23 protein-coding genes are annotated in these 26,400 nt (G+C 60.7%); 9 read left to right on the forward strand and 14 right to left on the reverse strand.

What is annotated here, in order from left to right:
* Positions 1–20: 20 nt before the first annotated feature.
* Complete coding sequence (locus EN859_RS22980) at positions 21–857, reverse strand: universal stress protein (RefSeq protein ID WP_127855086.1); 837 nt, start codon at positions 855–857, stop codon at positions 21–23.
* 165 nt (positions 858–1,022) lie between these two features.
* Between EN859_RS22980 and EN859_RS22985 the strand changes: the two genes are divergently transcribed.
* Both EN859_RS22985 and EN859_RS22990 read left to right on the forward strand, forming a co-directional pair.
* A complete protein-coding gene (locus EN859_RS22985; protein WP_127855085.1) occupies positions 1,023–1,427 on the forward strand; it encodes a c-type cytochrome in 405 nt (134 codons plus the stop codon).
* A 186-nt stretch (positions 1,428–1,613) separates the two neighbouring features.
* Positions 1,614–2,552: a metallophosphoesterase gene (locus EN859_RS22990; RefSeq protein WP_127855084.1), complete on the forward strand. Its 939-nt coding sequence runs from the start codon at positions 1,614–1,616 to the stop codon at positions 2,550–2,552.
* Here the strand turns inward: EN859_RS22990 and EN859_RS22995 are convergent.
* The 6 genes from EN859_RS22995 to EN859_RS23025 all read right to left on the reverse strand — a co-directional run bounded on the left by EN859_RS22995 (position 2,549) and on the right by EN859_RS23025 (position 11,056).
* On the reverse strand, positions 2,549–3,046 hold the full coding sequence (locus tag EN859_RS22995; RefSeq protein WP_127855083.1) for a CDP-archaeol synthase: 498 nt from the start codon (positions 3,044–3,046) through the stop codon (positions 2,549–2,551). The two genes, EN859_RS22990 and EN859_RS22995, sit on opposite strands and share 4 nt — an antisense overlap.
* Before the next feature lie 504 nt (positions 3,047–3,550).
* Positions 3,551–4,654, reverse strand: a complete 1,104-nt coding sequence (locus EN859_RS23000; RefSeq protein ID WP_127855082.1) for an AI-2E family transporter — start codon at positions 4,652–4,654, stop codon at positions 3,551–3,553.
* A 148-nt stretch (positions 4,655–4,802) separates the two neighbouring features.
* Positions 4,803–5,639, reverse strand: coding sequence for a universal stress protein (locus EN859_RS23005; RefSeq protein WP_127855081.1), 837 nt, complete (start codon positions 5,637–5,639; stop codon positions 4,803–4,805).
* A 307-nt stretch (positions 5,640–5,946) separates the two neighbouring features.
* The gene (locus EN859_RS23015) at positions 5,947–8,514 is read right to left on the reverse strand and encodes a cation-translocating P-type ATPase (RefSeq protein WP_127855116.1); all 2,568 of its coding nucleotides are present in this window, start codon (positions 8,512–8,514) and stop codon (positions 5,947–5,949) included.
* An 82-nt stretch (positions 8,515–8,596) separates the two neighbouring features.
* Positions 8,597–10,210: an MBL fold metallo-hydrolase gene (locus tag EN859_RS23020; RefSeq protein WP_127855080.1), complete on the reverse strand. Its 1,614-nt coding sequence runs from the start codon at positions 10,208–10,210 to the stop codon at positions 8,597–8,599.
* 9 nt (positions 10,211–10,219) lie between these two features.
* Positions 10,220–11,056: a universal stress protein gene (locus tag EN859_RS23025; protein ID WP_127855079.1), complete on the reverse strand. Its 837-nt coding sequence runs from the start codon at positions 11,054–11,056 to the stop codon at positions 10,220–10,222.
* A 521-nt stretch (positions 11,057–11,577) separates the two neighbouring features.
* On the opposite strand from EN859_RS23025, the gene EN859_RS23030 reads away from it, so the two are divergent.
* The 3 genes from EN859_RS23030 (at position 11,578) to EN859_RS23040 (ending at position 14,380) form a co-directional block, all read left to right on the forward strand.
* On the forward strand, positions 11,578–12,150 hold the full coding sequence (locus EN859_RS23030) for a host attachment protein (RefSeq protein WP_127855078.1): 573 nt from the start codon (positions 11,578–11,580) through the stop codon (positions 12,148–12,150).
* A 195-nt stretch (positions 12,151–12,345) separates the two neighbouring features.
* On the forward strand, positions 12,346–13,167 hold the full coding sequence (locus tag EN859_RS23035; protein ID WP_127855077.1) for a universal stress protein: 822 nt from the start codon (positions 12,346–12,348) through the stop codon (positions 13,165–13,167).
* 151 nt (positions 13,168–13,318) lie between these two features.
* A complete protein-coding gene (locus tag EN859_RS23040; RefSeq protein WP_245525676.1) occupies positions 13,319–14,380 on the forward strand; it encodes a hypothetical protein in 1,062 nt (353 codons plus the stop codon).
* Here the strand turns inward: EN859_RS23040 and prs are convergent.
* Complete coding sequence (gene prs / locus EN859_RS23045) at positions 14,325–15,305, reverse strand: ribose-phosphate diphosphokinase (RefSeq protein ID WP_127855075.1); 981 nt, start codon at positions 15,303–15,305, stop codon at positions 14,325–14,327. The genes EN859_RS23040 and prs overlap by 56 nt on opposite strands.
* A 131-nt stretch (positions 15,306–15,436) precedes the next feature.
* Between prs and EN859_RS23050 the strand changes: the two genes are divergently transcribed.
* The 4 genes from EN859_RS23050 to EN859_RS23065 all read left to right on the forward strand — a co-directional run bounded on the left by EN859_RS23050 (position 15,437) and on the right by EN859_RS23065 (position 18,577).
* Positions 15,437–16,327, forward strand: a complete 891-nt coding sequence (locus tag EN859_RS23050) for a DNA-binding protein (RefSeq protein ID WP_127855074.1) — start codon at positions 15,437–15,439, stop codon at positions 16,325–16,327.
* Positions 16,327–16,767 carry a DUF3775 domain-containing protein gene (locus tag EN859_RS23055; RefSeq protein ID WP_127855115.1) on the forward strand — a complete coding sequence of 147 codons (441 nt, stop codon included), beginning with the start codon at positions 16,327–16,329 and terminating at the stop codon, positions 16,765–16,767. Before EN859_RS23050 ends, EN859_RS23055 begins: the two co-directional genes overlap by 1 nt.
* A 371-nt stretch (positions 16,768–17,138) precedes the next feature.
* The gene (locus EN859_RS23060; RefSeq protein WP_127855073.1) at positions 17,139–17,678 is read left to right on the forward strand and encodes an Hsp20/alpha crystallin family protein; all 540 of its coding nucleotides are present in this window, start codon (positions 17,139–17,141) and stop codon (positions 17,676–17,678) included.
* Between the two features lie 341 nt (positions 17,679–18,019).
* Positions 18,020–18,577 carry a Spy/CpxP family protein refolding chaperone gene (locus EN859_RS23065; RefSeq protein ID WP_245525666.1) on the forward strand — a complete coding sequence of 186 codons (558 nt, stop codon included), beginning with the start codon at positions 18,020–18,022 and terminating at the stop codon, positions 18,575–18,577.
* A gap of 59 nt (positions 18,578–18,636) precedes the next feature.
* On the opposite strand, the gene EN859_RS23070 is transcribed toward EN859_RS23065, so the two are convergent.
* From EN859_RS23070 to EN859_RS23090, 6 genes are all read right to left on the reverse strand, one after another.
* On the reverse strand, positions 18,637–19,329 hold the full coding sequence (locus EN859_RS23070; RefSeq protein WP_127855072.1) for a CBS domain-containing protein: 693 nt from the start codon (positions 19,327–19,329) through the stop codon (positions 18,637–18,639).
* Entirely contained in the window at positions 19,316–21,745 is a 2,430-nt protein-coding gene (gene ppsA, locus EN859_RS23075) for a phosphoenolpyruvate synthase (RefSeq protein WP_127855071.1), read from the reverse strand. The genes EN859_RS23070 and ppsA overlap by 14 nt, the downstream gene beginning before the upstream one ends.
* A 281-nt stretch (positions 21,746–22,026) precedes the next feature.
* Positions 22,027–22,188: a hypothetical protein gene (locus tag EN859_RS38265; protein WP_189502179.1), complete on the reverse strand. Its 162-nt coding sequence runs from the start codon at positions 22,186–22,188 to the stop codon at positions 22,027–22,029.
* 480 nt (positions 22,189–22,668) lie between these two features.
* Positions 22,669–23,553 (reverse strand): intradiol ring-cleavage dioxygenase, encoded by an 885-nt coding sequence (locus EN859_RS23080; RefSeq protein ID WP_127855070.1) that lies wholly within the window; start codon positions 23,551–23,553, stop codon positions 22,669–22,671.
* Positions 23,554–23,561: 8 nt separating this feature from the next.
* A complete protein-coding gene (locus EN859_RS23085; protein ID WP_127855069.1) occupies positions 23,562–25,316 on the reverse strand; it encodes an FAD-dependent monooxygenase in 1,755 nt (584 codons plus the stop codon).
* Positions 25,309–26,397: a branched-chain amino acid ABC transporter permease gene (locus EN859_RS23090; RefSeq protein WP_127855068.1), complete on the reverse strand. Its 1,089-nt coding sequence runs from the start codon at positions 26,395–26,397 to the stop codon at positions 25,309–25,311. Before EN859_RS23090 ends, EN859_RS23085 begins: the two co-directional genes overlap by 8 nt.
* Between the last annotated feature and the right edge of the window lie 3 nt (positions 26,398–26,400).

The following is a 26,400-nucleotide window of genomic DNA, read 5'->3' on the forward strand; positions in this document are numbered from 1 at the left end:
AATCCTTAAGTAGATGTGCTTCACCGTGCCATGAGGATCGGCAGCGAGGGATTCTCAAGCATTGACTTGGTGACGCCGCCGAAGATGCGCTCACGCAACCTGGAATGACCGTAGCCGCCCATGACCATAAGGTCGGCGGCGATGTCGTTGGCGTGCTGGCGAAGAACATCGGCGACGGAATGGTTCGAGCTCGGCAGCCGGTCGATCGTAACCTTCACGCCATGCCGCGCCAGATAGGCAGCGGCATCTGCTCCAGGTTCCGCCCCGTGGTGATACTCGTCCTCAACCGGATCGACCATGACGAGGCGCACCGCGTCGGCGCCTGTCAAAATATCGAGCGACTCGCGGACCGCGCGGGAGGCCTCGATGCGCGAATCCCAGGCGACAAGAACGCGTTTCGGTTCGACGGACGGCCGAGAACCCTGAGGAACAAGCAGAAGCGGCTTGCCGGAGGAAAACAGCAAGCCCTCGATCACTTTGTTCTTCAGCGTCTCGCTGGCAAGCAATTCCGGACCGACCACCGCGATGTCGGCATAACGAGCCCTCCGACCAATCACCTCGTCCGCCCGGGCAGTGTCGGGATAGTCGTCGACGAGATCAGCCGATATGGCGCTTTGGGAGAGAAATGCGGAGACGGACGAAGTTCGTTCCTTGAGCCTCTTGAGGTCGGCTCGACGTTCTTCGAGCCAGGCCGGTGAGACTATGGCGGCATACTCACCACCCGACGGTGGTGCCGCCAGTACAAGAACGAGCACGGAAAGATGAGCATTGATCTGCTCGCATAGGGCGGCGGCGAGTTTGAGATCGTCGTTACCCATATGCGGTCCCGTAACCGTAAGTATCGTCCTGAAGGCCATCGCGGCTGCTCCCGGTTTTGCGTCAAGATTCAAGACACGATAATGTGGCAGGTCGGTGGATTCATTGCGCTGCATCAAACGCATGCGCGATGCCCAATTGATCCGGATCAACGTGCGTGTGCGCTGAAGCAGTAGGCTTCAGCCATTCGATCGGTGGACACACAGATGAAATTCCTGGTCGCGATCGCGGCAGCTCTCACAGTGTTGGCCTGCAACGCATCCACGGCGCAGGAAATGAGCTATGGCGAGGCGGAATACATGAACTCCTGCGCGGTCTGCCACGGTCCCGACGGCAGGGGCGATGGGCCATTGGGGGATTTACTGATGAAGCGTCCGGCCGACCTGACACGTCTTGCCAAGCGGAACGGCGGCAGGTTTCCTTATTCGCGCGTCTTCGCGACCATCGATGGCCGCTATGCCGTACCAAGCCATGGCGACCGCGAGATGCCGGTCTGGGGTCGCCAGTTCCTTGAACAAGACGAAAAACTTTACGGTCCCAGCGGCGGTGAGGTCGTCACGACCGAGCGTATTCACAATCTGGCCGGTTACATCGAGATGCTGCAGCGTTAGACCCTGGCGGAAACTTCAGCTTGCCGGCGCATTTCGGCGCGGTTGCAGGCGATGAACAGAAGGCCTTGAAATGGTCTTGAAAGCCGGGTGACTTTGGCAGCATCGAGGGTTCGCTCAAATGGCTTGCTGTCCGTGGATGGATTGGCGCACGTTCCGGAGTGCCAATCAACTTAGCTTTGGATCGTAATGGTTGACATCAGCCCGAGGTTGAACGACCGCCTTGGCCGGGTTCATGCCAGGCAGCGTCTGGGAATCGAAGAGGACCACGAAGCGCAAGTTTTTGGCCAGGGTCTGAACTTCTTCCATTTGGAAAACTGGTATTCGATCCATGCATTGATCCGCTATGGGCTGCGTTTCATGGGCCTCTATGGGCGAGGTTATCGCAACGCCGCATGCGTCCAGCTTCGCGTCCACAATATTGTGTCGTCCCGTCTGCCAACCGGATTTGATGGGTTCCAGATCCTCCACCTTAGCGATCTTCATGTGGACATGAGCCGCCCTGCAATGGATCGCGTGATCGAGCTTGTCTCTGATCTCGACTACGACATCTGCGTGCTGACCGGAGACTTCCGTGCAAAGACCTTCGGTCCGTTCGACGCTGCCCTGGATGGCGTTGCCCAGGTGCGTGCATCTCTCACGGGGCCGATTTACGGCGTGCTCGGCAATCACGACACGGTTCGAATGGTCCCAGCCCTGGAGGACATGGGCATTCGCATGCTGATGAACGAACTCCAAGCGATCGAGCGAGGTGGAGAGTGCATTTATCTTGCCGGAATAGACGACGCACATTTCTTTAGGGTCGACAATATCGAAAAGGCGGCTGCCGGCGTCCCGGCTGACGCATTTTCCATCCTGCTTTCGCACACTCCCGAGATCTATCGCCAGGCGGCTCACGCCGGGTTCGACCTGCTGCTCGCGGGTCACACCCATGGCGGACAGATTTGTCTGCCGGGAGGAATCCCGATCACCCTCGATTCGAAACTCCCGCGGTCAATGGGTTCCGGCGCGTGGAGGTACCACAGCATGATCGGCTACACTTCGGTCGGCGCCGGCTCGAGTATCGTCGCGGCACGGCTGAACTGTCTGCCCGAGATCACGCTCCACCATCTCGCCCGCAAGGATTAGTAGGGTCTGTCTCTGATGCGCAGCATGTAGAGAAGCCGGGAGACCACGAGTTCGCCAATCCAAAACGCGCCGACACCGATCAGAATGTCCCAGCCTGAAAGCCCCACGAGGTTCTTGACAACGAGAAGGGGCAACAGTGATTCCGGCACCTGATCGAAACCTGGCGCCTCGGCGCTCGGAGCCAATCGCAAGCGACGTTTGAGAAAGCTCGACAGAATGTCGCCGATCATGGCGTTCAAACCGATGAGCGCTCCGATTTTGATGTCGAGCCCCACAAGGGGTCCACCAATCGCAGCAGCCATAATGGCCAACACGACACCCCGAAGCGTCTTTGACCGACCCAGGAACGGCTGTCCATCCCAAAGGCCCCACCCGCCATCAATCGGCCATGCCAGCCACTCGCCAAACACTTTCTTACCGATAACGGGCACACCGTTCGCGAGGGTCAGCAGGATGAGGCACTGAAAAATAGGCCAGAAATGAAGCTCGGTCATAGTGTTCTCATAACACATAGGGTCGGGTGCGTTTACGGACAGTCGCGCTGGCTGGGTGCCAAAGCCGATCAGATCTGGGCTCCTCCGACGGCGCGCTTCGTTACCAGTTCTCAAGAGTTCCCGTTGTCCCCCTTGTCCTGAATCAAGTCAGGTCTGGCTCAAGGGCGACAGGCGTGCATCTGCCACTATCAACGGCTCCAGTGCCGTTCGGCGGAACTCAAGTCTAGGTACGTAGGGACATAACCGAATTTCGCGACCCGCGGGCGGCAAGATCGGTGCCGGCCATGCTCGCTTCCTCCCAGACGGCGGTTTCATTGCAGCCACAGGCCCATTGCGTGGTCGGTCGCCGACCATGCCGGTGGCGTTTTTGCACGACAGCTGCCGCGCAGACGCGCTCTTTCTTGATCGTCGGGGATGCTCGAAGTGTCTACCCGCAGCCAAGCCGTCGCGGCGCTTGCGATCCTTCCCATCGTAGTCCGGGTCCAGTTCCCGCTGCGGACGTGCTCAATCAGCTCCGGGCTGATGCGATAGCTCCGCATTGCGCCCTGAGGCCAACTCCGTCTCGGGTTGATCACTCAATCGCTTCTTGACAATATCGATAAGACTGATGGTAACGGCAATCGCCGCAGGGCCGAGAATGAGCCCAGATGCTCCGAAGAGCACGATGCCACCGACCGAGCCAATAAAGGTCACCACCGTGTGGAGCCGCAACCTGTTCCCGACAAGCATGGGATAGAGCAGATTATCGATCCCCGCTATGATGACGCCGCCCCAGATGGTCAGTATCACCGCGCTGCCCCAGGCCCCTTCCAGCGCGAGGTAGATCGCTGCCGGCACCCAGATCACGAATGCACCAAGTACAGGCACGATGGCCAGGAACCCCATGACAAGGCCCCAGAAGACGGGAGTGGGCAAGCCGAGCCACCAGAACATCAAACCGCCCAGCGTTCCCTGGACTGCGGCCACGAACATGATACCGAAAAGGGTTGCATGTATCGTCTCTGCAAAGCGGGATAACATGTATGCCGTCTCCGGATCGCGCAGGGGCGAGCGGCTCTCGATCTCTCGCAAGGCGTGTTCGCGGTCGCGCAGAAAATAGAACAGCAGATAAAATGTCAGGACGAACATCACGACTTGATTGATCGAGCCGCGCAACAGCGATGTGCTTTGTCCAGTCAGCCATTGCGCAAATGCGGCAACCGAGCCGGCCGGGTCGACCTGGTCCTCGATCCACGCCGCAATGGCCGCAAGCCTGGGATAGCCCGATACGAAGTCATCTGCGTTCCAACCCCGGGTAACCCCCTCCAGATAGGTAGCTCCGTGCACAGCCTCGCGAACGAGTTGCTGTGCCACGAAAATCAGGGGCAGGCCTACGGCAACAGCAGCGACGCTTACCGTTATCAATGCGGCCAGGTTTCGATTTCCGAGCCGTCCCTCAACGCGCCGATGCGCCGGGTAGAGGACGATTGCCAACACGAGCGCCCAGGTCAACGCGGGCAAAAAAGGCAAAGCAAGCAGATAGCAGACATACAGACCGATTGCCGTCGCCGCCAGAAGGCCGAGCAATCTCGATTGTTTCAGGTCAGGCATCTGTTTCAGGTTGGACATCTCTCGCCGTTCCGCAAGCAAGCCAGCCTAATGGATTTCCTGACAAAAGAGCAGCATCCGCAGTCACACCCTCATGGTGGAGGCCTCTCGACCGGGGCGGCATCCCGACGGCACAGTCGCATGGACGCACCCATTTCCCCCGTCCGATTCAGTGCGAGAACAGCACCGGCAGCCTAAGATCGTCGAGCACATCCTCGGTTGCCCCACCCAGCACGAAATCGCGAACAACAGAATGGCCGTAGCCGCCCATCACCAACAGACTGGCTCCCCTGGCAATCGCATGCACCTGCAGGCCGATTCCAACCGGGTAGTCTTCCGTGCTGATGGGAGTTGCCTCGGCGATGAGCCCTCTCTTCGTCAGGCCCGCTGCCAAGCGTTCGGCGCCATTTTCCTCCATAAGCGGCTTCTCACCGACGACGGTGAGCACAGTGATTTTAGACGCCCGCTCCAAGAATGGCTTCGCGTCTGCGACCGCCCGCACTGCGACACGGCTCCCGTCCCAGGCGATCGCGACATGGCTGATCGATCCGATGGCCTGGGTTTCCGGTAAGAGGATGGCCGGGCGGCCGGATCCGAACAAGACGGCTTCCGCGGTGGCCCGCGAAGTCGAATTACCGGCTTCCCATCCAAGCAGTGAGAGATCGAAATAGCGTGCCTCTATTGCCGCGGCTTCGCCAACGAACAGCAGCGCGGCCGATGACAGGCTAGTCGTCAGCTTCACCAGTTTCATTGCGCTTTCTTCCCGAATCTTCTCAAGCAGGTATTCGCCGCGCTGGCGGCTCGCCGCTTCGGCCTTGCGAATGAGCTCCGGTACCTCGAGCAGCAGCCGCGACGTGGCGTTCGAGACATTTGGAATATGGGCGGTGATAACTTCGGCATGAAGTTCGGCGCCCAGATATGCTGCAATCGCCGTCGCATTGGATGCAATCGCATCTGAATTGCTGTCAGGATACGTCACAAGAGGAAGAAATGCCTGCAATTTCACTGGTCAATACCTGGTTGGATCGACCATCAACCGGACACCCGATTGGAAATAGGCCGAAAGCAACACAATTATGCTTCACCGGCCACGAGGCCTTGATTTGGCTCAAACCGACCAACTTCGGTAGCCGTCGTCTCGGTCGCCTCATTGCTTTTTCTCGCGCTGCTTGGCGCAGTCTGAGCAAAAGCCGGAGGCGCAGACATCCTGAAGGCAACGCTGCGCGTTACCTTCTAGGAGCATTCGCGATGGCGTTGACGGCGGGAATAGGCGCGCTGGTCGGCACTGCTGTGTAAGCACTCATATAGTGCGATCAGGTTTTCAGCCGTTCGCGCCAGAAATATTTCAGCAGCTCAAGGCAGACCAGCACCGCCACCCCGGCCGCAAGCGTGACGGCGAGATCGTCGATGTGCAGCGGTCCGAAGCGGAAGAGCTCATTGGCGGGCGACCAGAGAAGGGTCCCGCCCAATGCCGCAGCGACGGCGATGACAACAACACCAAGCGATCGATTTGGCCGCAACAATGCGATCAGCAGTGATTGGCTGAACGTACGGTTGACGAAAATCAGGCCAACGATGGTCAAAACGAGGGAAAAGAACGTCAGCGCGCGAATTTCGTTCTCCGGCATTCTCCAGTGCAAGGCGAGAAGAAAGATCGCAGCGACAAGAGCGAATGCCAGAATGCCCTGCACGAGGCTCCATGCGATCAACGGGCGCGAGAACAGCGCCGCTTCCGGATGCCGCGGAGGACGCTTCATCGTGTCGTCTTCTTCGGTTTCCGCTTCAAAGACCAATGAGCAGACCGGATCGATCACCATCTCCAGAAAGGCGATGTGAATCGGCCCGAACAGGATGGGCAGCCCAAACAGCAATGGAAGAAGGGCTAGTCCGGCGATCGGTACATGCACGGCCATAATGAAACCCATTGCCTTGCGCAAATTGTCATAGATACGGCGGCCAAGCCGGATGGCTTTGACGATCGATCCAAAGTCATCATCGAGAAGGACGATGGACGACGCCTCCCGCGCGACATCCGTGCCGCGACCACCCATGGCGATGCCTATGTTTGCGGCTTTCAGCGAGGGGGCATCGTTGACGCCGTCCCCCGTCATTGCGACGATCTCCCCGTTGGCCTTCAAGGCTCTGACTATTGCCAGTTTCTGCTCGGGCATAATCCGCGCGAATACTGTTGCGGTTTTCACGTGCGCCGACAGGGTCACGTCGTCCAGTGTCTTGAGCTTTTCACCGGTGACGACATCGTTGAAATCGATCCCTGCCTCGCGCGCGATTGCTCTTGCGGTCGCCGGATAGTCCCCGGTGATCATGACCACTCTAATTCCCGCGGAACGGCAATCGCTCACCGCATCCGGAACACCGAGGCGCAAGGGATCAGCCAGCCCGACGAGACCCCGGAATTCGAAGTCGAACCCTGTCTGCATGTCTGGCAGTTGATCACCGGCATGACTGGCGCGCGCCACGCCCAGGACGCGCAGTCCTTCGGTCGCCATTGCGTCCACGGATGTCTTGACCGAAGCGAAACGCTCCGCGCTCAGACGACACAGTCCGGCTATCGCCTCCGGCGAGCCCTTGGCGGCGACCAGGCAGTTGCCGCCGCCAGCCGCCGACCGCCACACATTCGAGATTGCTAGCAGGTCGGGGCGCAGCCCATAGGTGCGAACAAGTTTTCGATCAGTACTGTTCAAGTCTTTCCGTCCGAGCAATCGTTCCAGGGCAAGCTTGTGAAACGCCCTTTCCATCGGGTCGAAAGGGATCTCGGCACTGGCAAGGACGCCAAGCTGGAGCAGGTCGCCATATTCTGTCGGCATCCCGGTATTGGCGTTGTCCAGCACCCGGAGCCGTTTGCCGTCAGGCGTTCTCAGCTCCGCGATCGTCATGTGGTTCTCGGTCAAAGTTCCGGTCTTGTCGGTACACAGAACCGTTGCCGAGCCAAGCGTTTCGATCGCCGCCGCACGACGGGTGAGCACGCGCGCCTGCGATATGCGCCAGGCACCCATGGCCATGAAAATCGTCAGCACCATTGGAAACTCTTCGGGCAGCATCGACATACCCAGCGCGATGCCCGCCAGCACGGCATCAAGCCATCCTCCGCGCAACAGGCCGTAAAGCACGACCGCGAGAATGCTGACTGCTCCGCCGACCAGAGCAAAGATGCCGACGAGGCGCTTTGTCTGTCGCTGCAAACGGGGCGCCTCGGTCTCCATGGCACTCAGCGAGTACCCGATCGCACCGATTTCGCTCAGAATGCCGGTTGCCAGAACTTTGCCAATTCCTGAACCGCGAACGACCAGTGAGCCGGAAAATGCGAGAGGCAGATCGTCACCGCCCGGCCTGCGAACGGTCGGCAAGTCACCATCCTTGGCTGCAATCTTGCGGACAGGGACGGATTCACCTGTCAGCAAGGATTCATCGATCTGGAGGTCCCGGCTATGGATTAGCAGCAGATCGGCTGGCACCCGATCCCCTTCGTCCAGCACGACAATGTCGCCACGCACCACCTCACGGCCAGCAATGCGCCTGCGGTCGCCATCGCGTATCACCAGGGCACGAGGACTGGTAAGGTCGCGCAGCGCCTCTAGGACCCGTTCCGTGCGGGCCTCCTGCACAATCGTTATCCCCACCGACAAGGTGGCAAAGGCGAGCAGGATCAGCGCCTCCTGCAAATCGCCGAGAACTAGGTAGACGGCACCTCCACCCAGCAGCAGCGCCAGCATCGGTTCTCGCATGACCTCGAAAGCAATCCGCAACGGCGTGCGCCGGATGGATCTGGGCAATTCGTTGAACCCTTCGGCCGCAAGTCTAGCCTGCGCTTCGGCCTCGCTGAGTCCAGGCAGCGCAATTGTCGATGCGGTGGATTGAGACATGTCGGCTTCTTCGATCGCCAGCGCCATTTCCTGTTCAACAAGGGTTGTCGCCAGAGGCGCATTAACTCTCTTCACCAAGGTTCTATGCGCCGCTGTCCTCGAGCGCCCTGCGCATTCGTCTGATGATCGCGGCGCGACCCCGTTCGTCGGCGGCAGCATCGACGGCCTCGGTGACGTCGAGGAGAAGCTTTGAAAGATCGTTGTGCCAGTCGAGGCGCGCAATCTTTTCCGCCTTCAGGCGGCGCGGCTCGTTGAGTTCGACCGGCAGACAGCCGTCGGCAGTCAATTGGAAGGCGTCATCCAGCCGTGGCATGATGATCCTGCCTTCAGGAATCGATCCGGCCAATCGCTCACGAAGGCCGCTGAGTCCATCTTCCTCGCCATGCGTGAGGAACACTGCCTGTCTGATCGGAGATCGGGCCAAGGCCCAGGCGACGAGTTCGCCTTGATCGGCATGGCCCGAATAGAGGTCGAACAGACTGATATGCGCCTTGACGTCGATCTCTTCGCCCTGGATGCGCACACGCCGCGCGCCGTCGAGCAGTATCCTGCCGAGCGAGCCCTGAGCCTGGTACCCAGCCATCATGACCGTGGCGTTCCTGCGCCAGAGATTGGCCTTGAGGTGATGGCGAATACGCCCTGCATCACACATGCCGCTCGCTGCGATCACCACGAAGAAGCCGGTCAGGCGATTGATCGCCTTGCTCTGTTCCACGGTCTCGGTAAAGCGAAGTTCGGCTGAACTGAGAGCCTCGCGCAACACGTTGCCCTGTTCGATGTCGCTAGCGTGCCGTTCGAAAATCGCGCTGGCGCGCGTCGCCAGCGGTGAGTCGACGAATACCGGAGCTGTACGCACCTCACCTGCCTGCATGAGTTGGTGGAGATCGACTAGCAGTTCCTGCGTCCGCTCCACGGCGAAAGACGGAATGATCAGCGGGCCATTCTGCTCGGCGGCGCCACGCACAATTTCGCCGAGCAGGGATCGCCGCTGCCCGGGCGAAACGTCAGGACGGTCCCGGTCGCCATAGGTCGATTCGCAGATGAGATAGTCAACGCCGGCCGGGCCTTCCGGATCGGTCTGAAGCAGCTTGTGCCCAGGGCCGATATCTCCCGAAAACACGATGCGCATCGGTGCGTTCTGATGACCTAAGTCGATCTCGAGTTCGACAGACGCCGAACCGAGCAAATGGCCGGCGTTCCAGAAGCGTGCGCGAAGGCCTTCGGCAACGACGATCCACGCGCCATATTCAAGGGCACGGAACAAGGTCATGCAGGCGGCGGCATCCTGCAGACTGTAGATCGGCTCCACCGGCGGCCGCCCGCGCTGCGCATTGCGACGGTTCAGCTGCTCCACCTCCATTTCCTGGATATGCGCCGCGTCCGGCAGCATCACCGAGCAGAGATCGATGGTGGCGCGGGTCGTATGGATCGGGCCGGAAAAGCCGTGTTTGACCAGCTTCGGCAAAAGACCGCTATGGTCGATATGGGCATGCGTCAGGATGACGGCGTCAATCGCGTCCGGCGGAAACGGGAACGCGCCATAGTTCAGTTCCCTCTCAGACTTCGATCCCTGGAACAGGCCGCAGTCGACGAGGATCCGCCAACGCGGTGTTTCGATCTCATAGCATGACCCTGTAACGCCGTGGGTCGCGCCGTGGAAACGCAGGACAGGATCCTGATAGTGATCGCGTCTCATGCCATCGGCCTAGTGCGACATAAGGATAGGTAGGCGCAGATCCGACAGGATACCTTCGGTCGCCCCACCGAGCACGAAGTCCCTGACGCGCGAGTGGCCGAACCCACCCATGACGAGCAGCTCGCCACCGATCCTAAGGGTGTACTCCTGAAGAGCGGCTCCGATCGGACGGTCCCCAGCCTGAATCGACATGGCTTCGGCCAACAGACCACGCGTTCTGAGACCCTGTGCAAGGCGCTGGCCGATGTCTTGTCCCGCAAGCGGCTTTTCATCGGTCACCGTCACAACCGTTATCATCGAGGCGCGCTCCAGAAACGGTCTTGCGTCGGCGACGGCCTTTGCCGCCACGCGACTGCCATCCCAGGCGATGACAACGTGGCCAAGGGCACCAACAGCCTCGGAGTCGGGAAGAAGCACCGTCGGCCGTCCTGAACCGAATACCAGCGCCTCCGCGGTCATCCGCGCTGTCTGATTGTCCGGCGCCCAGCCGACCAGACAGAGATCGTAATAGCGCCCCTCCTTCGCGGCAGTATCGCCCATCAACGCCGGTGGTGCCTTAGTCTCCTGCGTGGTCAAGGTCACATCGTCTCGCGAGGCTTCTTTCGCAACCGCTTCCAGCAGTGCCTTGCCGCCCTTTCGGCTCGTTGCTTCAGCCTCTCGGATCTTTTGGGGAAGATCGAGCAGATAGCTCGACAGGGCGTTCGAAACGTCGGGAATGTCGACGTTGATCGCAACGGCATGAAGCGTCGCTCCGACTTGCGATGTAACCGCGAATGCATTCGACGCAATCTTCGGGGCGTTGGCCTTCGGATAGGTCGGCAAGAACAGAGCTGCCATAAGCCTCATCGGACTTCGCCTCCGGTTCTGAAGCGGCCGGGCAACGGTCACTCCAATGCGTCCGACAACCGTAGAGGCGTCGAGTGAGGGCGGCTTTGATTCACCGCAAACGCCGGAGCTACTGATTGGTGAGGATTTCCCGCGCTCATGCCGCGCGCATCCATCGACACGATCTTGGCGTCGAAGTCCGGAAAGCGGCGCTGATTATCTGGCGATCAGCTTCGGATCGAAGGTGCCCACTCAGTCGCAGGGATCGACAGCGTCACGGCCGACCCCTGCCGCATCTCGCGCACTGTGACAACCGGAAAGCGAGATCACGTTGCTCTTCTGCAAGATGCTGACCTTTCCACGAACATCACCGGCGGTGACTTCGTGGCTTTGTCGTCGCAACGTCTGGGCAGCATGCTGTGCTTCGAGAGATTCGGCTCGCGCGACAGTGAGCCTTTAGATTATTGGATTGACGCGGAGAACACGATCGGACCAAAACCACGGCTGGCGAGCGAATAGCGGAAATCCGGATTGAAGGCGCATTGCATGAAATCGTCGCTTCGAGAAGCGGCTGGCGACGATTGTCTGTTGGCAACCAATTTGCCTGCAAGGCAGGCCTCATTGACGCGCACGAGGTCACCATGAAGCCGCGGAGCACTTGGGGATTGGTCGCAGACGAAGCACGCGCGCGAATCCTGCGCGATGTCCTGTCGGCAGGTGACGAACGCGAAGATCTGGTGTTCCATTCTGAGCGGCGGCAATTCCGCGAGATCATGGCCGACAAGCCGGGTCGCAGCTTCGCTTCAACGGGAGCCCGTCGATCGGCGATGGAATATTTGCTAATCCGGTGCGCGAGGAGGACCGAGCCTTTGCTGCAACACTGGCCGAAACGTTGCACCGTCATCATCTCGCCGGCGATTTTGACCAACTGGTCGTCGCTGCACCGCCCCAGATGCTGGGCGATCTTCGCCAGGCCTTTCCGGAAAACCGTGAGATCACAGCCGAAATCAAGAGCCTATCTGTGGATGAATGAGCAGTTGGTGGCGGTCCTGCCATCGCTCGCCGAGTTGATCGCGGTTTTTCAGCAGTCGCAAGTCCCGCGTTCGCCAAGCTGACCGGCAGGAATCGGGCGCCCCGATACCGAGGCCTCTGCTGCGTTCAGAGCGGTGGCGAAGGATTGGAATCAGCGATAACTCGACGATGGTTCCTTGACCGCGCCGATGCCAGCAATACTTGGAGTTTGATAGGCATCAAGGCGGGAGGCGGGACCTAATGGTTCTCCTATTCAATATCCCACAGGAGGCACGAAGATGATCTTCAACACCATTATAGTTCAACTCGATATCGACTCTCCGGCAGCGCCCCGAACGGCGTATGCCCTGGAACTGGCCCGACGCTTCGAAGCCACACTGATCGGTTTTGCCGCGGCCGATGCATATGTGTTTGCTCCCGGCGACGATGGCGGCATGGCGGCGGCGGAGATAATGCGTCAACGCCGGACGGAGATCGAGGATCGTTTGAAGATCCTGAAGGAAGAATTCCTGAGCATCGTCGGAGACGATGCCTCCTGGCGCGAGGAGATCGGCGATCCGACACGTCTTCTTGCCATGCACGCCCGCGCTGCAGACCTCGTCGTGACCGGAGCACCGGTTTCGGGAGTTGCCGGCGACTATCGCCGGACGGTCGATATCGGAACATTGGTTCTATCGGCCGGACGGCCCGTGCTGCTTGCGGCTGACAAACTTGTTCCGCTCGACCCCAAGAAAGTTCTGGTGGCGTGGAAGGACACGCGCGAGGCCCGGCGCGCGGTCACGGATGCCATGCCCTTTTTGACCGGCGCGCAGGATGTGCTCGTGGCGACGATCGAGGAACAGAACCAGAGGAATGCGCGAGAAAGCATCGGCGACGTCGTCCGGTTCCTGATGAGACATGGTGTCAAGGCGAGATCGGAAGTCATGGGTCTCGGTCATGCGGATACCGGCGAAGCCGTTATCGAGCTCGCCCGTGGAATGAGTGCCGAACTTGTGGTTGCGGGCGGCTACGGTCACAGCCGGATCCGTGAATGGGCATTTGGCGGCATGACCCGCTCCCTGCTCAAACAAGGCTCAGTCAACCGGCTGTTTTCGAACTGACTTCTATCGCTGTATGCAAGGCTTGTTTACCGAAGCGGCGGCCGCCGGGCCGCCGCGGCGACCGAGTCCAGCCGTAAAATGTGACGAAGCACGCGCGCGTCCTTGATGCGTATCAAAGTGGCCATCGTCGGCGGCTATCATTGTGACGCAAATGGCGAGACAGCAGCAAATTGCAGACCTTGCGGCGAAGGTTCGCTTTCTGAGCGATCCGGCGACGTACGGTCGTGGCACCACGCATGTGCAAGCCCGCGAGACGCATATGTCCTGGGTCTTCCTCACCGACGAGTTGGTCTACAAGCTCAAGAAGCCGGTCAGGCATGCGTTCCTGGACTTCAGCTCGATCGGAAAGCGGCACTTCTACTGCGACGAGGAATTGCGACTGAACGCTCGCCTTGCCGCCGAAACCTATCGACGGGTCATTCCTCTTTGCCACGACGCATCGGGCCATTTTGCCCTCGACGGGAGCGGGCGAGTCGTCGACTGGCTGGTCGAAATGAAGCGCCTGCCGCAAAGCGACATGATGGACGAGCGCATCGGCAGTGGTCGCCTGACAACGGCCGAGATCAACAATGTCGGCAAAACGCTGGTGACCTTCTATGCGCAACGCCAGACTGAAACTGCAGGTGGCGGCGCATATCTGCGTCACCTGACAGGAGAGCAGCGGATCAACCGCGCCATCCTGCTCAGGCCCGAATTCGCAATGTGCGACATCGCTTCCGGCCCGCTGGACATAGTGGACGGTCTGCTACAGCGATTGAGGCCCCGGATCGAAGCACGAATTCGCCTCGGCGCGATCGTCGAAGGCCATGGCGACCTGCGACCTGAACACATCTGCCTTTGCCAGCCGCTCCAGATCATCGACTGCCTCGAGTTCAACCGGTCGATGCGCATCGTCGATCCCTATGATGAGATCAACTATCTCGGCCTGGAATGCGAAATGCTTGGCGCGCCATGGATCCGGCCGCTGTTGATTCAGGCCTTGGAAAGCCGATTACCGAACCGTCCCGATGGCAATTTGCTGGCATTCTATGGCGGCTACCGGGCGTTGCTGAGGGCCCGTCTTTGCGTTGCACATCTCCTTGAGGCGCCAGTTCGTCATCCTGAAAAATGGCGTCCGCTGGCGATCCGCTACATCAAGCAGGCGGAGCGAGAGACGTTCAGTCTTCGATCCCGATCAGTTCGGAGATTGACCCCTGTGTGTGGAGACGCCTGATCGCCTCGCCTATCAGGGGACCGATCGGTTGAATATCCAGGCGCGCTGCCGGGCAATCAGCTTTGACAAGCGCCGCAGAGGGCACGCTGTCTGTGACGATGATGCGGTCTATCGCCTGGCTGCCGAACAGCACATTGGCACCCTTGCCAAACAGTCCGTGCGTCGCGATCGCATGAACGGTCCTGGCGCCGCGTTCACGACAGGCAAGTGCTGCGCGCAGCATTGTGCCACCCGTGCCGATCAGATCATCGACAATGAAAACGGCAGCGTCGCCGACGTCGCCGGCAAACAGCTCTCCGGAGACTACGTTTCGGCTGCGACGCTTCTCCATGAAGCCGAATCCGATTTCCATCCCGGTTTCCGCTTCCAGAGCCTCCTTGAGCAATTGCGCGCGCTTCACGCCGCCGCCATCGGGTGAAAAGATGGTCACCGGCAGATCGCCCGCCAATTTGCCAATCAGCGGAGCAAAGAGCTTTCGCGAGTCGAGATGGATGCTCTCGCACCGAAAGGCGTTTTGGAACGCCGCGAAATTGTGGACGACGAGCGTGACAATCCGGTCGGTGCCAACTGCCTCGAAGAGTTGTGCGACATAACGCATGGTGACGGGGTCGCGCGCCTTGGTCTGCCGGTCCTTACGGGCATAGGCGAGATAGGGGACCACCGCCGTTACCCGATTGGCCCCGTTCTCCTTGCACGTCGCCAGGAAGAACAGCAGTTTGCACAGTTTGTCGTTGGCGGACGCGCCTGCACTTCCGGCAAGACTGTGCAGGACATAGACGTCCTCTCCACGCACGCTGACGAGCGGGCGCGCCTTATGCTCCCCATCCTCGAAATCCCTCTCCTCATGCGGGTCAAGTTCGATTGCGAGCGCCCGTGCTGCCGCTGCGCCGAGTTCTTCAGAACCTTTGAGTGCGAAGAAACGCATGCTTCCTGTTATCCAGTTTCGGGCACGGATGGATTGATGCGCATCAAGGATGCGGGCCGTCGAATGGTGTTAGGAGCACCAATCGACAATCTTGACCTCCTGCGCTGGGTGCCATGCCGGAGCTTCAGACCATGACGCCGGACTCCCGCGTCAAGCCAATGACGACATTGGCTATGAAACCACTCCCCGAGAACATCGTGGTGGCAGCAAAACTCCGCGATTTTGCCGATCTCCTCGACAGCCAGGGCGCGGACGGCTTTCGCGCCCGGGCTTACAGATCGGCGGCGGATGTGGTCGCCAGGCTGCAGCAGCCCTTGGGCGAAATCCTGGCAAAGGAGGGTAGAGACGGTCTTGTTGCCCTTCCGGCAATCGGAACAGGCATAGCCGGCGCGATTGCCGAGATGATCGCGACCGGGCGCTGGTCCCAATTGGAAAGGTTGCGCGGCGAGATGGAGCCGGAGGCGTTGTTTCGGTCGATCCCCGGCATCGGGCCACAATACGTGCACCGCCTCGCCGAGGACGCACAGCTCGAGAGCCTCGAAGACCTCGAAAACGCACTCCACAGTGGTGACCTTCATATCAAGGGAATTGGCCACAGGCGCAAGGAGATGCTGGGGGCGACCCTTGCCGAGCGGCTCGGCAGGGCTCGCTTGAGAACGACATACCAACCGCAGCCTCTGCCGCCGGTGTCGATGCTGCTCGATGTCGATCGCATGTATCGCGAGAAAGCAGCGTCCGGCGAGCTGCGCAAGATTGCACCGAGACGCTTCAATCCGAAGGGCGAAGCGTGGCTACCGGTCCTGCATGCGCGACACGACAACTGGCATTTCAGCGCGTTCTTTTCGAACACCAGGCTGGCGCACGAACTGGCGAAGACGCGCGGCTGGGTCGTGATCTATTTCCAGGCCGAGGGTCAGCCGGAAGGGCGCTGCACAGTCGTCACCGAAACACGTGGGCCGATGGCAGGCAGACGCGTCGTCCGGGGGCGGGAAGACGAAAAGCAACTGAAGGAACCGGTATGATGGAAAGAGCGAGCAGAATTGGCGACGGCGAAACGGAACTCGAAGTTCCGCTCGAAACCGTATGCTTCATCATCATCAAGGCGCGCGAATTCGATGCCAAGGATCCGGTTACCGAATCCAGCCCCGCGTCCAATCCGTCCGATGATCATTCCGCCGCGATCCTTGAGGATCATGACGACGATCCGGTCCTTGAAGAACTGCAGTCGCTGATTTCCGATCTTTCCGCCGACGCACAGATCGACCTGGTGGCCCTGATGTGGTTGGGCCGCGACGATCATTCCGCCGACGAATGGCAAAGTGTCCGTCTGGAAGCGGCTGACGCGCACAATGAGCATACGGCCGACTATCTTTGTGGGACACCCCTGCTCGCAGACCATCTCGCCGACGGTCTTTCAACACTCGGCTACTCCTGCGCCGAGTATGAGGCCGAGCACCTTTAGCCATCGCAGCGCCCTACGCTTGCTGACGGATTGCGTTTTGCACGGAGATGATCGCCGTTGCACATCCCTTGATGATCGCGCATCTCCACCGCTCCAGCGGAAAACATTTTCTGTCGCCATTGATGTCAATCAATGAGCCTGCTCTCTGCAAAGGCTTTGATGCAGTTCTTGTCGGGCTGAGCCGAATTTGGCGACGCGGGCGCGATGGACCGTGGCAAAACCGCGGATTCGCGAAGCAATGGACCAGTTCGGCGACGACACTTGGCAAGCGGGTCCGCTGACCTCCAGCTCTAGCGCCTCTTGGGAGACCTAAAGGTGGAAGGCGGAGGGGGCGGTACCTGTCGATCAACTCAATTCCGAGGAGAAGACCCATGGCCGAAGCTGCCACAAAACTGCCCGTCAAAACAGAGAAGAGCACTGCGCCGGCGCCAGCCGCCAACTGGACCACTCCGTTCGAAAGCCTGCGTCGTGAAATCGACCGTCTGTTCGACGACTTCCATCCGTTCGATTTTCGCCTGCCATCGACCCGCTCCATATTCGGCCGTGAACTGCCAACGCTGCGCCACGCGGATTGGCCGGTCGCGCCGGCGATGGATCTTGTCGAAAAGGGCAAGGAGTATGAAATCACGGCCGAACTGCCCGGCATCGACGAAAAGAACGTCGAGATCAAACTCGCCAACCGCACGCTGACGATCAAGGGCGAAAAGACCGAAGAGAAGGAAGAGAAGGACAAGGACTATTACCTGTCTGAGCGTCGCTATGGCTCCTTCCAGCGTTCGTTCCAGTTGCCCGGGGGCGTTGACGCCGACAAGATCGAGGCGAGTTTCGCGAAGGGTGTGCTGACGGTGAGGCTGCCCAAGACCGCCGAAGCTCAGAAGGCCGAGAAGAAGATCCCCGTCAAGGGCGCATGATTGGCCGCTTGATGATAGCCCTCAGCGCGCCAGTCCGCGCTGAGGGCTTCCAGGGTGCCTGCAGCACTTGTCGAGGCTGGCGATAGAACCAACTCACCGCATCCGTTCCAGGGCCAACAAGCCTTCGATGATACGCCGCCGTGCCGGATCGGTCTCGCGTGCAAGCAGATCCTCAAGATAAGCGATATTGGCATACAGAATGAACCGGTCGACGGCATACCTCCGAAAATATTACTCCCAACATTGGAGCAGTCCCGGCTGCTTTGACGCAGGTCAATGCTACCCCCCGCAATCGCGTGATTTGTGAGCACACGAGGCAAACCGTCTGAATGGAGAATCCTATGCTCACCTGGCGCAGAACTTTAGCAGCGGGATTTATGGTGGTCGTGGCGGCAACGCCTGTCATGGCCGGATCTGAAGATGGCGACGCCGGCTGGTGGCCCCGGTGGGGCATGGGCCGAATGATAATGGGCCAATGGGGCGTGGGCGGGCCGATGGGCGGTTATGATTCGGACGAGATGCTCGATCGAATTGACGGACGGCTCGCCTTTCTGAAGACCGAACTAAAGATTACCGCCGAACAGGCATCGTCTTGGCATGAGCTTGCTGCCGTCGTCCGCAGCACGGCCGAGGCACATAACGAATTGATGCGTGGCATGATCAAGGAATTCCACGAGGGTGACTTCCTGAAGAAGCCCTTGCCAGAGCGGCTTGCCTATCAGCAGACCCATCTCGAAGCGCGCCTCGAACAGGTGAAATTGGTCAGGGCTGCGGTCGAAAAACTGTACGCAACACTGAGCGACGAGCAGAAGAAAGCAGCCGACGAGATCGTCTTGCCGATGATGGGCATGGGCATGGGGCGCTCGGGCGACTTCGGTCCTGGAATGATGCTCAGATAGTCTCCATTCGCTGTGTCAAACGCCAGCGCATCGCTCGTGGCGGCGCACCCGACAGACGCCTATATGTGGCCTGTAGGTAAAGTGACAACACGGAGGTTGTCCACTACCCGAACGGTGCCCGGCGTATTTTCAGCTGCCACACGTACTGCTTCACGCACGTTTTCATCCGTGACCGTTCCGTTCAGTTCGACGATACCGTCACGAACGACGATGTCGATCGTGGCGCCAGGTGTCCAAGCCTTGCTTTCGATTTCGTCCATAATGCTCTTGCGGATTGCCAAGTCGCTGACGACCGATGAAGGGATTTCACCTGCACGTCGCGACAGCGCCAATAACAGGTTGGAGCGGCTCACGACGCCGATCACTTTGCCGTTGCTGACGACGGGCAACCGCTTGATGCCGCGCTCTTCCATCAGGTCGACGATCTCGCGGACGGGCGTATCCGGTCCGACGCTCGCGACCTCGCGGCTCATGACGTGTTCGACCTTCCGCCCGTGCTCCTGCGCATATTCCTGTGCCAGCCGTCCCGCACTCAGCCAGACTTCGAGCCATCGTGGACGGTGACGCTCGGTCCCGATCTCCTCCCGGCGCAACAGGTCGCGCTCGGTAACAATGCCCAGCAGCTTTCCTTGTGCGTTGACGACCGGCAGGCCGCTGATGTGGTGCGCAAGCATGACACGCGCCGCATGCTCGATGGTGGTGTCGGGACGGACCGTCGTCGCTCCCATGGTCATGATGTCACTGGCTTTCATGGTTTCTTCTCCCACCGCTTTTCGTTGCCGCTTCCGCCGTGGCGACCTTCCGCTTCACCGCGATGAAGCTGTCGGGACTGACCGAGATCGAGTCGATACCGCACTCGACGAGGAATGTTGCGAATTCGGGATGATCGCTTGGCGCTTGCCCGCAGAGGCCAATCTTGGCGCCAGACTTGCGGGCTGCACTGATGACGTTTGAGATCATCCATTTGACCGCGGCGTCCTGTTCGTCGAAGAGGCCCGCGAGCTCGGCGGAGTCCCGGTCGACGCCGAGAGTAAGCTGCGTAAGGTCGTTCGAGCCGATCGAGAAGCCGTCGAAGCGTTTTGCGAATTCCGCCGCAAGAATGACGTTTGACGGGATTTCGCACATGACGAAGACTTCCAATCCGTCTTGGCCGCGCTTCAACTCGTTCTCGGCCATGACTTCGAGCACCAGGTCGGCCTCATGCGTCGACCGGCAAAACGGGATCATTACGATGACGTTGCGGAAACCCATTTCGTTCCGCAGCCGGCGGATGGCTCGGCACTCGAGTGCGAAGCCTTCTCGGTAACGCGGGGAGTAGTAGCGGGCTGCGCCTCGGAACCCGATCATCGGGTTTTCCTCTTCTGGCTCGAACTGGGCGCCACCGATCAGCCCGGCATATTCATTGGTCTTGAAATCGCTCATGCGCACAATGACGGGCTTCGGGTGAAGCGCCGCCGCAATGCGTGCCAGCCCGCGCGCCAGCCGGTCGACAAAATACTCCGTCTTGTCCGCATAGCCGGCTGTCAATTCCGCGATCTCGCGCTTGGCTGCCTCGTCCTTGAGCTGGCTGAAGTGCACCAGTGCCATCGGATGGACGCGGATGTGGTTACTCACCACGAACTCCATGCGCGCGAGACCGACGCCGTCGGCAGGAAGACGCCACCAGTGCAGCGCGGCGGCCGGATTTGCCAGGTTGAGCATAATTTCTGTGCGCGTTTGCGGAAGGTTGGTCATGTCGACCATTTCCGTTTCGAAGTCGGCGGTCCCTTCATAGACAAATCCCTGGTCGCCTTCGGCGCACGACACCGTCACCACCTGCTCGCCATGCAGCACTTCGGTCGCATTGCCGGTGCCGACGATTGCTGGCAGGCCGAGTTCGCGACTGACGATGGCAGCATGCGATGTGCGCCCGCCGTGATCGGTGACGATCGCCGCTGCCCGCCTCATGATCGGCACCCAGTCCGGATCGGTGGTCCCGGTGACGAGGATTGCGCCGTCGACGAAGTTGGCGATATCGCGGGCATTTTCGATCAGGCAAACGCGGCCTGCGACGACCGCATCGCCGATGGCAAGGCCCGTGATGAGCTTTCTGCCCTTTCGGGTGATTGTGTAAGACCTGAACGCTGCCGCTTCGCGACGTGACTGGACCGTCTCCGGCCGTGCCTGGACGATGAAGGTCTCGCCCGTCTCACCGTCCTTTGCCCATTCCATGTCCATCGGGCAGCCGTAGTGGGCCTCGATCGCAGTGGCCCACCGCGCTAGCGCCAGGATATCCCGATCCTCAAGCACGAAAGCCATGCGCTCGATCTTCGAGGTCGGCACGTTGCTGGTTGGCTTGTCGCCGGCGGCGTAGATCATCTTCTGCGCCTTGCCGCCGCACTTCTTGCCGATGATGGGTGCGAGAGCGGGAGCGGAGAGCAGGGGCTTGAAGACCTGATATTCGTCCGGATCGACGGCGCCTTGGACGACGTTTTCGCCCAGTCCCCAGGCGGCGTCGATCACAACGACATCCCTGAAGCCGGTTTCGGTGTCGATCGAGAACATGACGCCCGACCCGCCAAGATCCGAACGGACCATCTGTTGCACGCCGATTGAAAGGGCGACGCTCATGTGGTCGAAGCCTTTTGCCTGGCGATAGCTGATGGCTCGATCGGTAAAGAGCGAAGCATAGCAGCGGCGGCATGCCACCAACAGCGCCTTGTCACCGCGAATGTTCAAGAAGGTCTCCTGCTGTCCGGCAAAGCTGGCGTCGGGCAGGTCCTCGGCGGTCGCGCTCGAGCGGACGGCAACGTCGACCTCTGCCTTTCCAGTGCGCTGGCAAAGCTCGCGATAAGCGGTCGTGATCGCGGTCGCGGTTTCCGCGGGCCAATCACCATGCAGAAACAATTCTCGAATCGCTTCACCGGTCTCGGCAAGAGCCGCCTTGCCTGCGACCAATTCGCCGAGCAACTCTTGGATACGCTCCTTCAGCCGGTTCGCTTGCATGAAGTCCCAATAAGCGTCAGCCGTCGTCGCAAAACCAGGCGGGACACGAATGCCTCTTGGCGCCAGAGCCTGCACCATCTCGCCGAGCGAAGCGTTCTTGCCACCGACACGCCCGACATCACCGCGTCCGATTTCTTCAAACCAGACCGTTAGCCTACCGGGCCGCAGCGGTTCTCCGCTCATTCAATTCTCCCTTGGGCGTTTGCAATCAGTCTGCCGATCAGGCGGTCAGAAGCCTTGATCTCGGTCAAGAATTATTTTGATGAATGCTGTCACCCGCAGCTTACAGATGCGCAGATCCTATCATCTTGTCGGGCGGCATGGCAGGTTTCGAACGTCCACCGGCGGAGTTGATCGTGCGCGAGAAAAAAGTCGTATCTACCGTTCAATATAGTCGACCTGACACGGAAGTTCCTTTCACGCATTTCGGCTCGCATCAAGGCGTAGAATTCGGCTGAATTCGTCTAGCCGGCGCGCTCGACGTCGCCTTCAAGCGCATGGGCGGGATGGAGCTGGAGGACATGGACCTGATCGATCGCGGCCTGCCGCCGATGCGCTCCGGCGGCTGGTAGGGTTGAGGCGCGTGAACGCCACGCGACGCGAACTTGCGCGTCGAACGTCAGCATTGCAGATGCTCGCATCGAGAGCAACCACCTCCCCACTCAACCTTCACTTGATCTCCACTTGACCTCCACTTGGCCAGCCGAGAGGTTTTAGATAGGCTTCGCACCTTCAAGAATAGGCGGTGACATTCGCCGCTGTCGCCTGCACCTCGCGGCCGATGCTTGAAATCACATCGGCCCAACCTTTGCGTCCGCGGATTCGGGCCGGCGGCCGGGAACGCTGAAACCGGTCTGCAGCTGCGGACAGATCAAGACGAGACGCCTGTCCGTGGCCTCGCATCAAGGGGGACGCGTGACCATCCTGGGTGAGCTATTGTAGCGGATGCGGCGGCGAGAGCGCTTCGGCGCTCTAATGAGCGGCCATGTCGTGGATGCGCTGGGCGGGCCATCTGCTGCCCGGACAGCGGCTAAGCGCGCGGAGAGAAGGCCTTTGGTGCCACCCCGCCAACTGAACGCAAATGTGCCAAAGTAGTGCTGTTAAGACTAGGCTCCTTCTGTGGCCAGCACGAAATCGTGCTCGACGTCCCAGAAAGGATTGGCGAACTCATAATCCTTCGCGCGGCCTGGATCATCGATGCGCTTGAATTCGGCCAGCAGGCTCTCCTTCACTCCGAACACGGCGTCCGAATTGATGTAGATGTCGTCGGGATCGAAGATATGGGTGGTTAACGTCGCGAACCCCTCGGCCTTCAGGATGTAATGCAGATGCGCCGGACGGTAGGGATGCCGGCCGAGCTTATGGAGCAGCTTGCCGACGGTGCCGTCGTCCGGGATCGGGTAGAATTTCGGCTTCACCGCCCGGAACCAGTAGCGACCGTCGGCCCCGGTGCGGAACACGCCGCGCAGGTTGAAATCGGGCTGGATGCCCTTCTGCTGCACGTCGTAGAAACCCTCGTCATTGGCCTGCCAGACATCGAGCACCGCATTGGCGATCGGTCTGCCCTCGGTGTCGAGAATGCGGCCATGGATGAACATGTCCTCGCCCTTGTGGTCGAGGCAGATGTTGGCGCCCATCGGCAGTTCCGGCGCGTCGGCGAGATGGAATGGCCCCAGCACCGTCGATTCCGAGGCGCCTGACGGTTTGCGGTTGTTGATGGCGTCGACCAGCATCGAGACGCCGAGCACGTCCGACAGCAGGATGAACTCCTGCCGCCAGTCGGTGCACAGCTGCCCGGTCCTGGTCAGGAACTGGATCGCCTCGAACCACTCGCCCTGCGTCGGTTCGATCTCCTTGACCGCCTCGTGCAGCTTTCGGGTGATGACTTCCATCACCGCCTTCAGCCGCTCATCCCGGGCGTTCTTGTTGCGGCCGGTGACGACCTCGGCCGAGTTCTCTTCGGTGAAGAAGCCTTTTTCGTGCGCTTTCATGTCCATCCTCACCTGTCCAGGATTGCTGTCAGTGCCCGCTGCAAATCCACCACCGGGTCCGAGGTCATCGCGTCCTTGCGCCAGCCGACATGCTGGTCGGGGCGCACCAGCAGAACGCCGCTGTCGCGCACCTCGCGGGCTCGTGCCCAGTCGCCGGAGAAATCCTGCCAGCACTGGCGCGGGCCAATCAGGTGGCCGGCAATGTCGATGCCGAGTTCCTTGCCGATCGCCTTGGCCGCGTCGAGCCAGGCCTGCCCGCCAATGCCGGTCAGCACGGTGAACTTGCCGTGCCCGGTCAGGTCGAGGGTGGAGACCTTGTCGCCCTTGTCCGAATGCACCCAGACGTGCGGCAGCCTGGCGCCGGGCCAGGATGTCGGCTGGTGGTGCAATTCGGCATCCTTCTCGAACGCCGGCTCCTTCTGGCCGTCGGTAACGACGGCGTTCGATCTGTAGCGCTGGTTCATCTCGACGCCGTGTGCATCGAACTCGTAGACCTTGAAGGCGATCGCCTCGCGAATTTTCGCGCGCTGCGCCTCGGCTGCCGCCGTGTCGTCGCAGCGCGCATCCATGTTCGACTGCATCTTCACCGGGTCGATGGAATCGAGCAGGCCGAGCGCCTTGAAGATCGGGCCGAATTCCTCGATCGATTTGTTGGCGCGGGTGACGATCTGCTTGGCGACCGGCGCGCGCTCCTGCGAATAGCTGTCGAGCAGTCTCGGCCCGGCCTTGCCCTTCAGCACATGGGCGAGCTTCCAGGCGAGGTTGAAGCCGTCCTGGATCGAGGTGTTGGACCCCAGCCCGTTCGACGGCGGGTGGCGATGCGTGGCGTCGCCCATGCAGAACACGCGCCCCTTCGACATTTCCGTGGCGTACATGTTGTTGACGGTCCAGGTCGATACCGACTGGATGTCGATCTCCAACTCAGGATCGCCGACCAGGTCGCGCGCCACCTTTTTGGCGAAGGCGTCGTCGACCTTGGGCGCCGGCTGGTTGATGTCGTAGCCCCAGACGATCAGCCACTCGTTCCACGGCCGGATCATGCGCACCAGCCCCATGCCGATGCCGCCGACATCGGCGCCCGGCTGCACCACCCAGTAGAGCACCGACGGACGATGGGCGACGTATCTTGAGAGATCGGCCTTAAACAGGATGTTCATCGAGCCACCGACACCCATCTTGCCTTCGAAGGGCAGGCCGGCGTGCTCGGCGATAAGCGAATTGCCGCCATCGGCGCCGACCAGATACTTCGAGCGGATGGTTATGCCCCTGCCGGTCAGCCGGTCGCGGCAGGTGGTGGTGACGCCGTCGGCGTCCTGCACATGCGAGAGGTATTCGGTCGACATCCGCGACTGCGTGCCGCGCGAACAGGCAGTCTTGAACAGCAGCGGCTCCATGAAGGTCTGCGGCAGGTCGTTCATGTGCGAGGGCGAGGACAAGAGATGTTCGGCGCGGGAGAGCGGGTGCTTGCCCCAGCTGCGCATGCGGCCGATCTCCTCGCCGGCAAGCGAGGTGCAGAACACGTTCTCACCCATCAGATCCTGCTCGGTGGCGTGCATGTAGGCCTCGGCCTCTACCTCCTTGCCGAGGTCGCGCAGCACCTCCATCGTGCGCTGGTTGGTGATGTGCGCGCGCGGCGTCGAGGCCAGCCAGCGGTAGCGATTGATGACCATGTTCTCGACGCCATAGGTCGAAAGCAGCGCAGCGGTGGCCGAGCCCGCAGGCCCGGTGCCGATGGTCAGCACGTCGGTGGTGATGTCAGCCATGCGGCCCTCCCTTTTTGCTTGGTGTAACAGTTCCACCGGTCAGCCGGCGGCGAACCGGGAAAAGCTGGATGCCGGTGCGCTCTGCAAACAGGCCCCACAGACCGCGCGGCGCAAAGAGCATGATGGCGATACCGATCAACCCGAGGATCAGGAGATACCAGGACCCGTAGTCGGCAAGCAGGTTCTGCAGGATGTAGAAGACGATGACGCCGACGATCGGTCCCTCGATGGTGCCGATGCCGCCGATGACAACGATGAAGATGACATAGGCCGTCCAGTCGACGACGGAGAAGGCTGCATCCGGCGAGATGCGGGCCTTCTGCACGTAGATCAGAGCGCCGCAGAGCCCGGTGCCGAAGGCCGCCGCCAGATAGACCAGCGTTTTCATGCGGCGTGCATCGACGCCGACCGAGCGCGCCGCTTCCTGGTTGTCACGCACGGCGGCCAGCCCCAGCCCCTGCTTCGAGCGCAGCAGGCGGTAGACGAGGCCGATGGTGGCGATGGCCAAGAGCAACGCCAGCCAGTAGGTCAGTATGTCGCCGGCGCCTGAGGATTTGACGCCGAACAGCTCGCCAACCAGCTTCAGCGCCGGCATGTCGCGGGTTGCCTCCCGTGGCAGCGAGGTGCCGGTGCCGCCGCCCAGCATCTTCAATTGCGCCAGCGCCAGCCGCACCACTTCGGCGATGACCCAACTGCCGATGGCAAAATAGGCGCCTTGCAGGCGAAACAGAAAGAAGGCGGTGGGGACCGCGAGCAGGGAGCTGGCGATGCCGGCGAGCAGGATGGCGGCCAGCGGGTCGAGCCCGGCGAGGATGACAAGCGCGAACATGGCATAGGCGCCAAAGCCGACAAAGGCCTGCTGTCCGACAGAGACCAGCCCGGCGTAGCCGGCGAGCAGGTTCCAGTTCTGCGCCAGCACCAGCATGGTCAGGATGAAGAACAGGTCCTGCAGTACGCTGCGCGAGACGAACAACGGCGCGGCGAAAGCAAGCAGGATGATCAGCGCGGCGACGATGGCGAACGTCGCCGACGCTTTGGCTCGCGTCTCGACTTTCCAGGGTGTGAGGGAAGCGTCGGTCATCGC

It is taken from the genome of Mesorhizobium sp. M00.F.Ca.ET.216.01.1.1 (assembly GCF_004010325.2).
In the GTDB taxonomy this organism is placed as follows: domain Bacteria; phylum Pseudomonadota; class Alphaproteobacteria; order Rhizobiales; family Rhizobiaceae; genus Mesorhizobium.

What these genes read in the sequence shown, in the direction of transcription:
- EN859_RS22980 (WP_127855086.1), bottom strand. Translation starts at nt 857, where the DNA reads ATGGCCTTCAGGACGATACTTACGGTTACGGGACCGCATATGGGTAAC.
- EN859_RS22985 (WP_127855085.1), top strand. Translation starts at nt 1,023, where the DNA reads ATGAAATTCCTGGTCGCGATCGCGGCAGCTCTCACAGTGTTGGCCTGC.
- EN859_RS22990 (WP_127855084.1), top strand. Translation starts at nt 1,614, where the DNA reads ATGGTTGACATCAGCCCGAGGTTGAACGACCGCCTTGGCCGGGTTCAT.
- EN859_RS22995 (WP_127855083.1), bottom strand. Translation starts at nt 3,046, where the DNA reads ATGACCGAGCTTCATTTCTGGCCTATTTTTCAGTGCCTCATCCTGCTG.
- EN859_RS23000 (WP_127855082.1), bottom strand. Translation starts at nt 4,654, where the DNA reads ATGTCCAACCTGAAACAGATGCCTGACCTGAAACAATCGAGATTGCTC.
- EN859_RS23015 (WP_127855116.1), bottom strand. Translation starts at nt 8,514, where the DNA reads ATGTCTCAATCCACCGCATCGACAATTGCGCTGCCTGGACTCAGCGAG.
- EN859_RS23020 (WP_127855080.1), bottom strand. Translation starts at nt 10,210, where the DNA reads ATGAGACGCGATCACTATCAGGATCCTGTCCTGCGTTTCCACGGCGCG.
- EN859_RS23025 (WP_127855079.1), bottom strand. Translation starts at nt 11,056, where the DNA reads ATGAGGCTTATGGCAGCTCTGTTCTTGCCGACCTATCCGAAGGCCAAC.
- EN859_RS23035 (WP_127855077.1), top strand. Translation starts at nt 12,346, where the DNA reads ATGATCTTCAACACCATTATAGTTCAACTCGATATCGACTCTCCGGCA.
- EN859_RS23040 (WP_245525676.1), top strand. Translation starts at nt 13,319, where the DNA reads ATGGCGAGACAGCAGCAAATTGCAGACCTTGCGGCGAAGGTTCGCTTT.
- prs (WP_127855075.1), bottom strand. Translation starts at nt 15,305, where the DNA reads ATGCGTTTCTTCGCACTCAAAGGTTCTGAAGAACTCGGCGCAGCGGCA.
- EN859_RS23050 (WP_127855074.1), top strand. Translation starts at nt 15,437, where the DNA reads ATGACGCCGGACTCCCGCGTCAAGCCAATGACGACATTGGCTATGAAA.
- EN859_RS23055 (WP_127855115.1), top strand. Translation starts at nt 16,327, where the DNA reads ATGGAAAGAGCGAGCAGAATTGGCGACGGCGAAACGGAACTCGAAGTT.
- EN859_RS23060 (WP_127855073.1), top strand. Translation starts at nt 17,139, where the DNA reads ATGGCCGAAGCTGCCACAAAACTGCCCGTCAAAACAGAGAAGAGCACT.
- EN859_RS23065 (WP_245525666.1), top strand. Translation starts at nt 18,020, where the DNA reads ATGCTCACCTGGCGCAGAACTTTAGCAGCGGGATTTATGGTGGTCGTG.
- EN859_RS23070 (WP_127855072.1), bottom strand. Translation starts at nt 19,329, where the DNA reads ATGAAAGCCAGTGACATCATGACCATGGGAGCGACGACGGTCCGTCCC.
- ppsA (WP_127855071.1), bottom strand. Translation starts at nt 21,745, where the DNA reads ATGAGCGGAGAACCGCTGCGGCCCGGTAGGCTAACGGTCTGGTTTGAA.
- EN859_RS38265 (WP_189502179.1), bottom strand. Translation starts at nt 22,188, where the DNA reads ATGCTGACGTTCGACGCGCAAGTTCGCGTCGCGTGGCGTTCACGCGCC.
- EN859_RS23080 (WP_127855070.1), bottom strand. Translation starts at nt 23,553, where the DNA reads ATGAAAGCGCACGAAAAAGGCTTCTTCACCGAAGAGAACTCGGCCGAG.
- EN859_RS23085 (WP_127855069.1), bottom strand. Translation starts at nt 25,316, where the DNA reads ATGGCTGACATCACCACCGACGTGCTGACCATCGGCACCGGGCCTGCG.
- EN859_RS23090 (WP_127855068.1), bottom strand. Translation starts at nt 26,397, where the DNA reads ATGACCGACGCTTCCCTCACACCCTGGAAAGTCGAGACGCGAGCCAAA.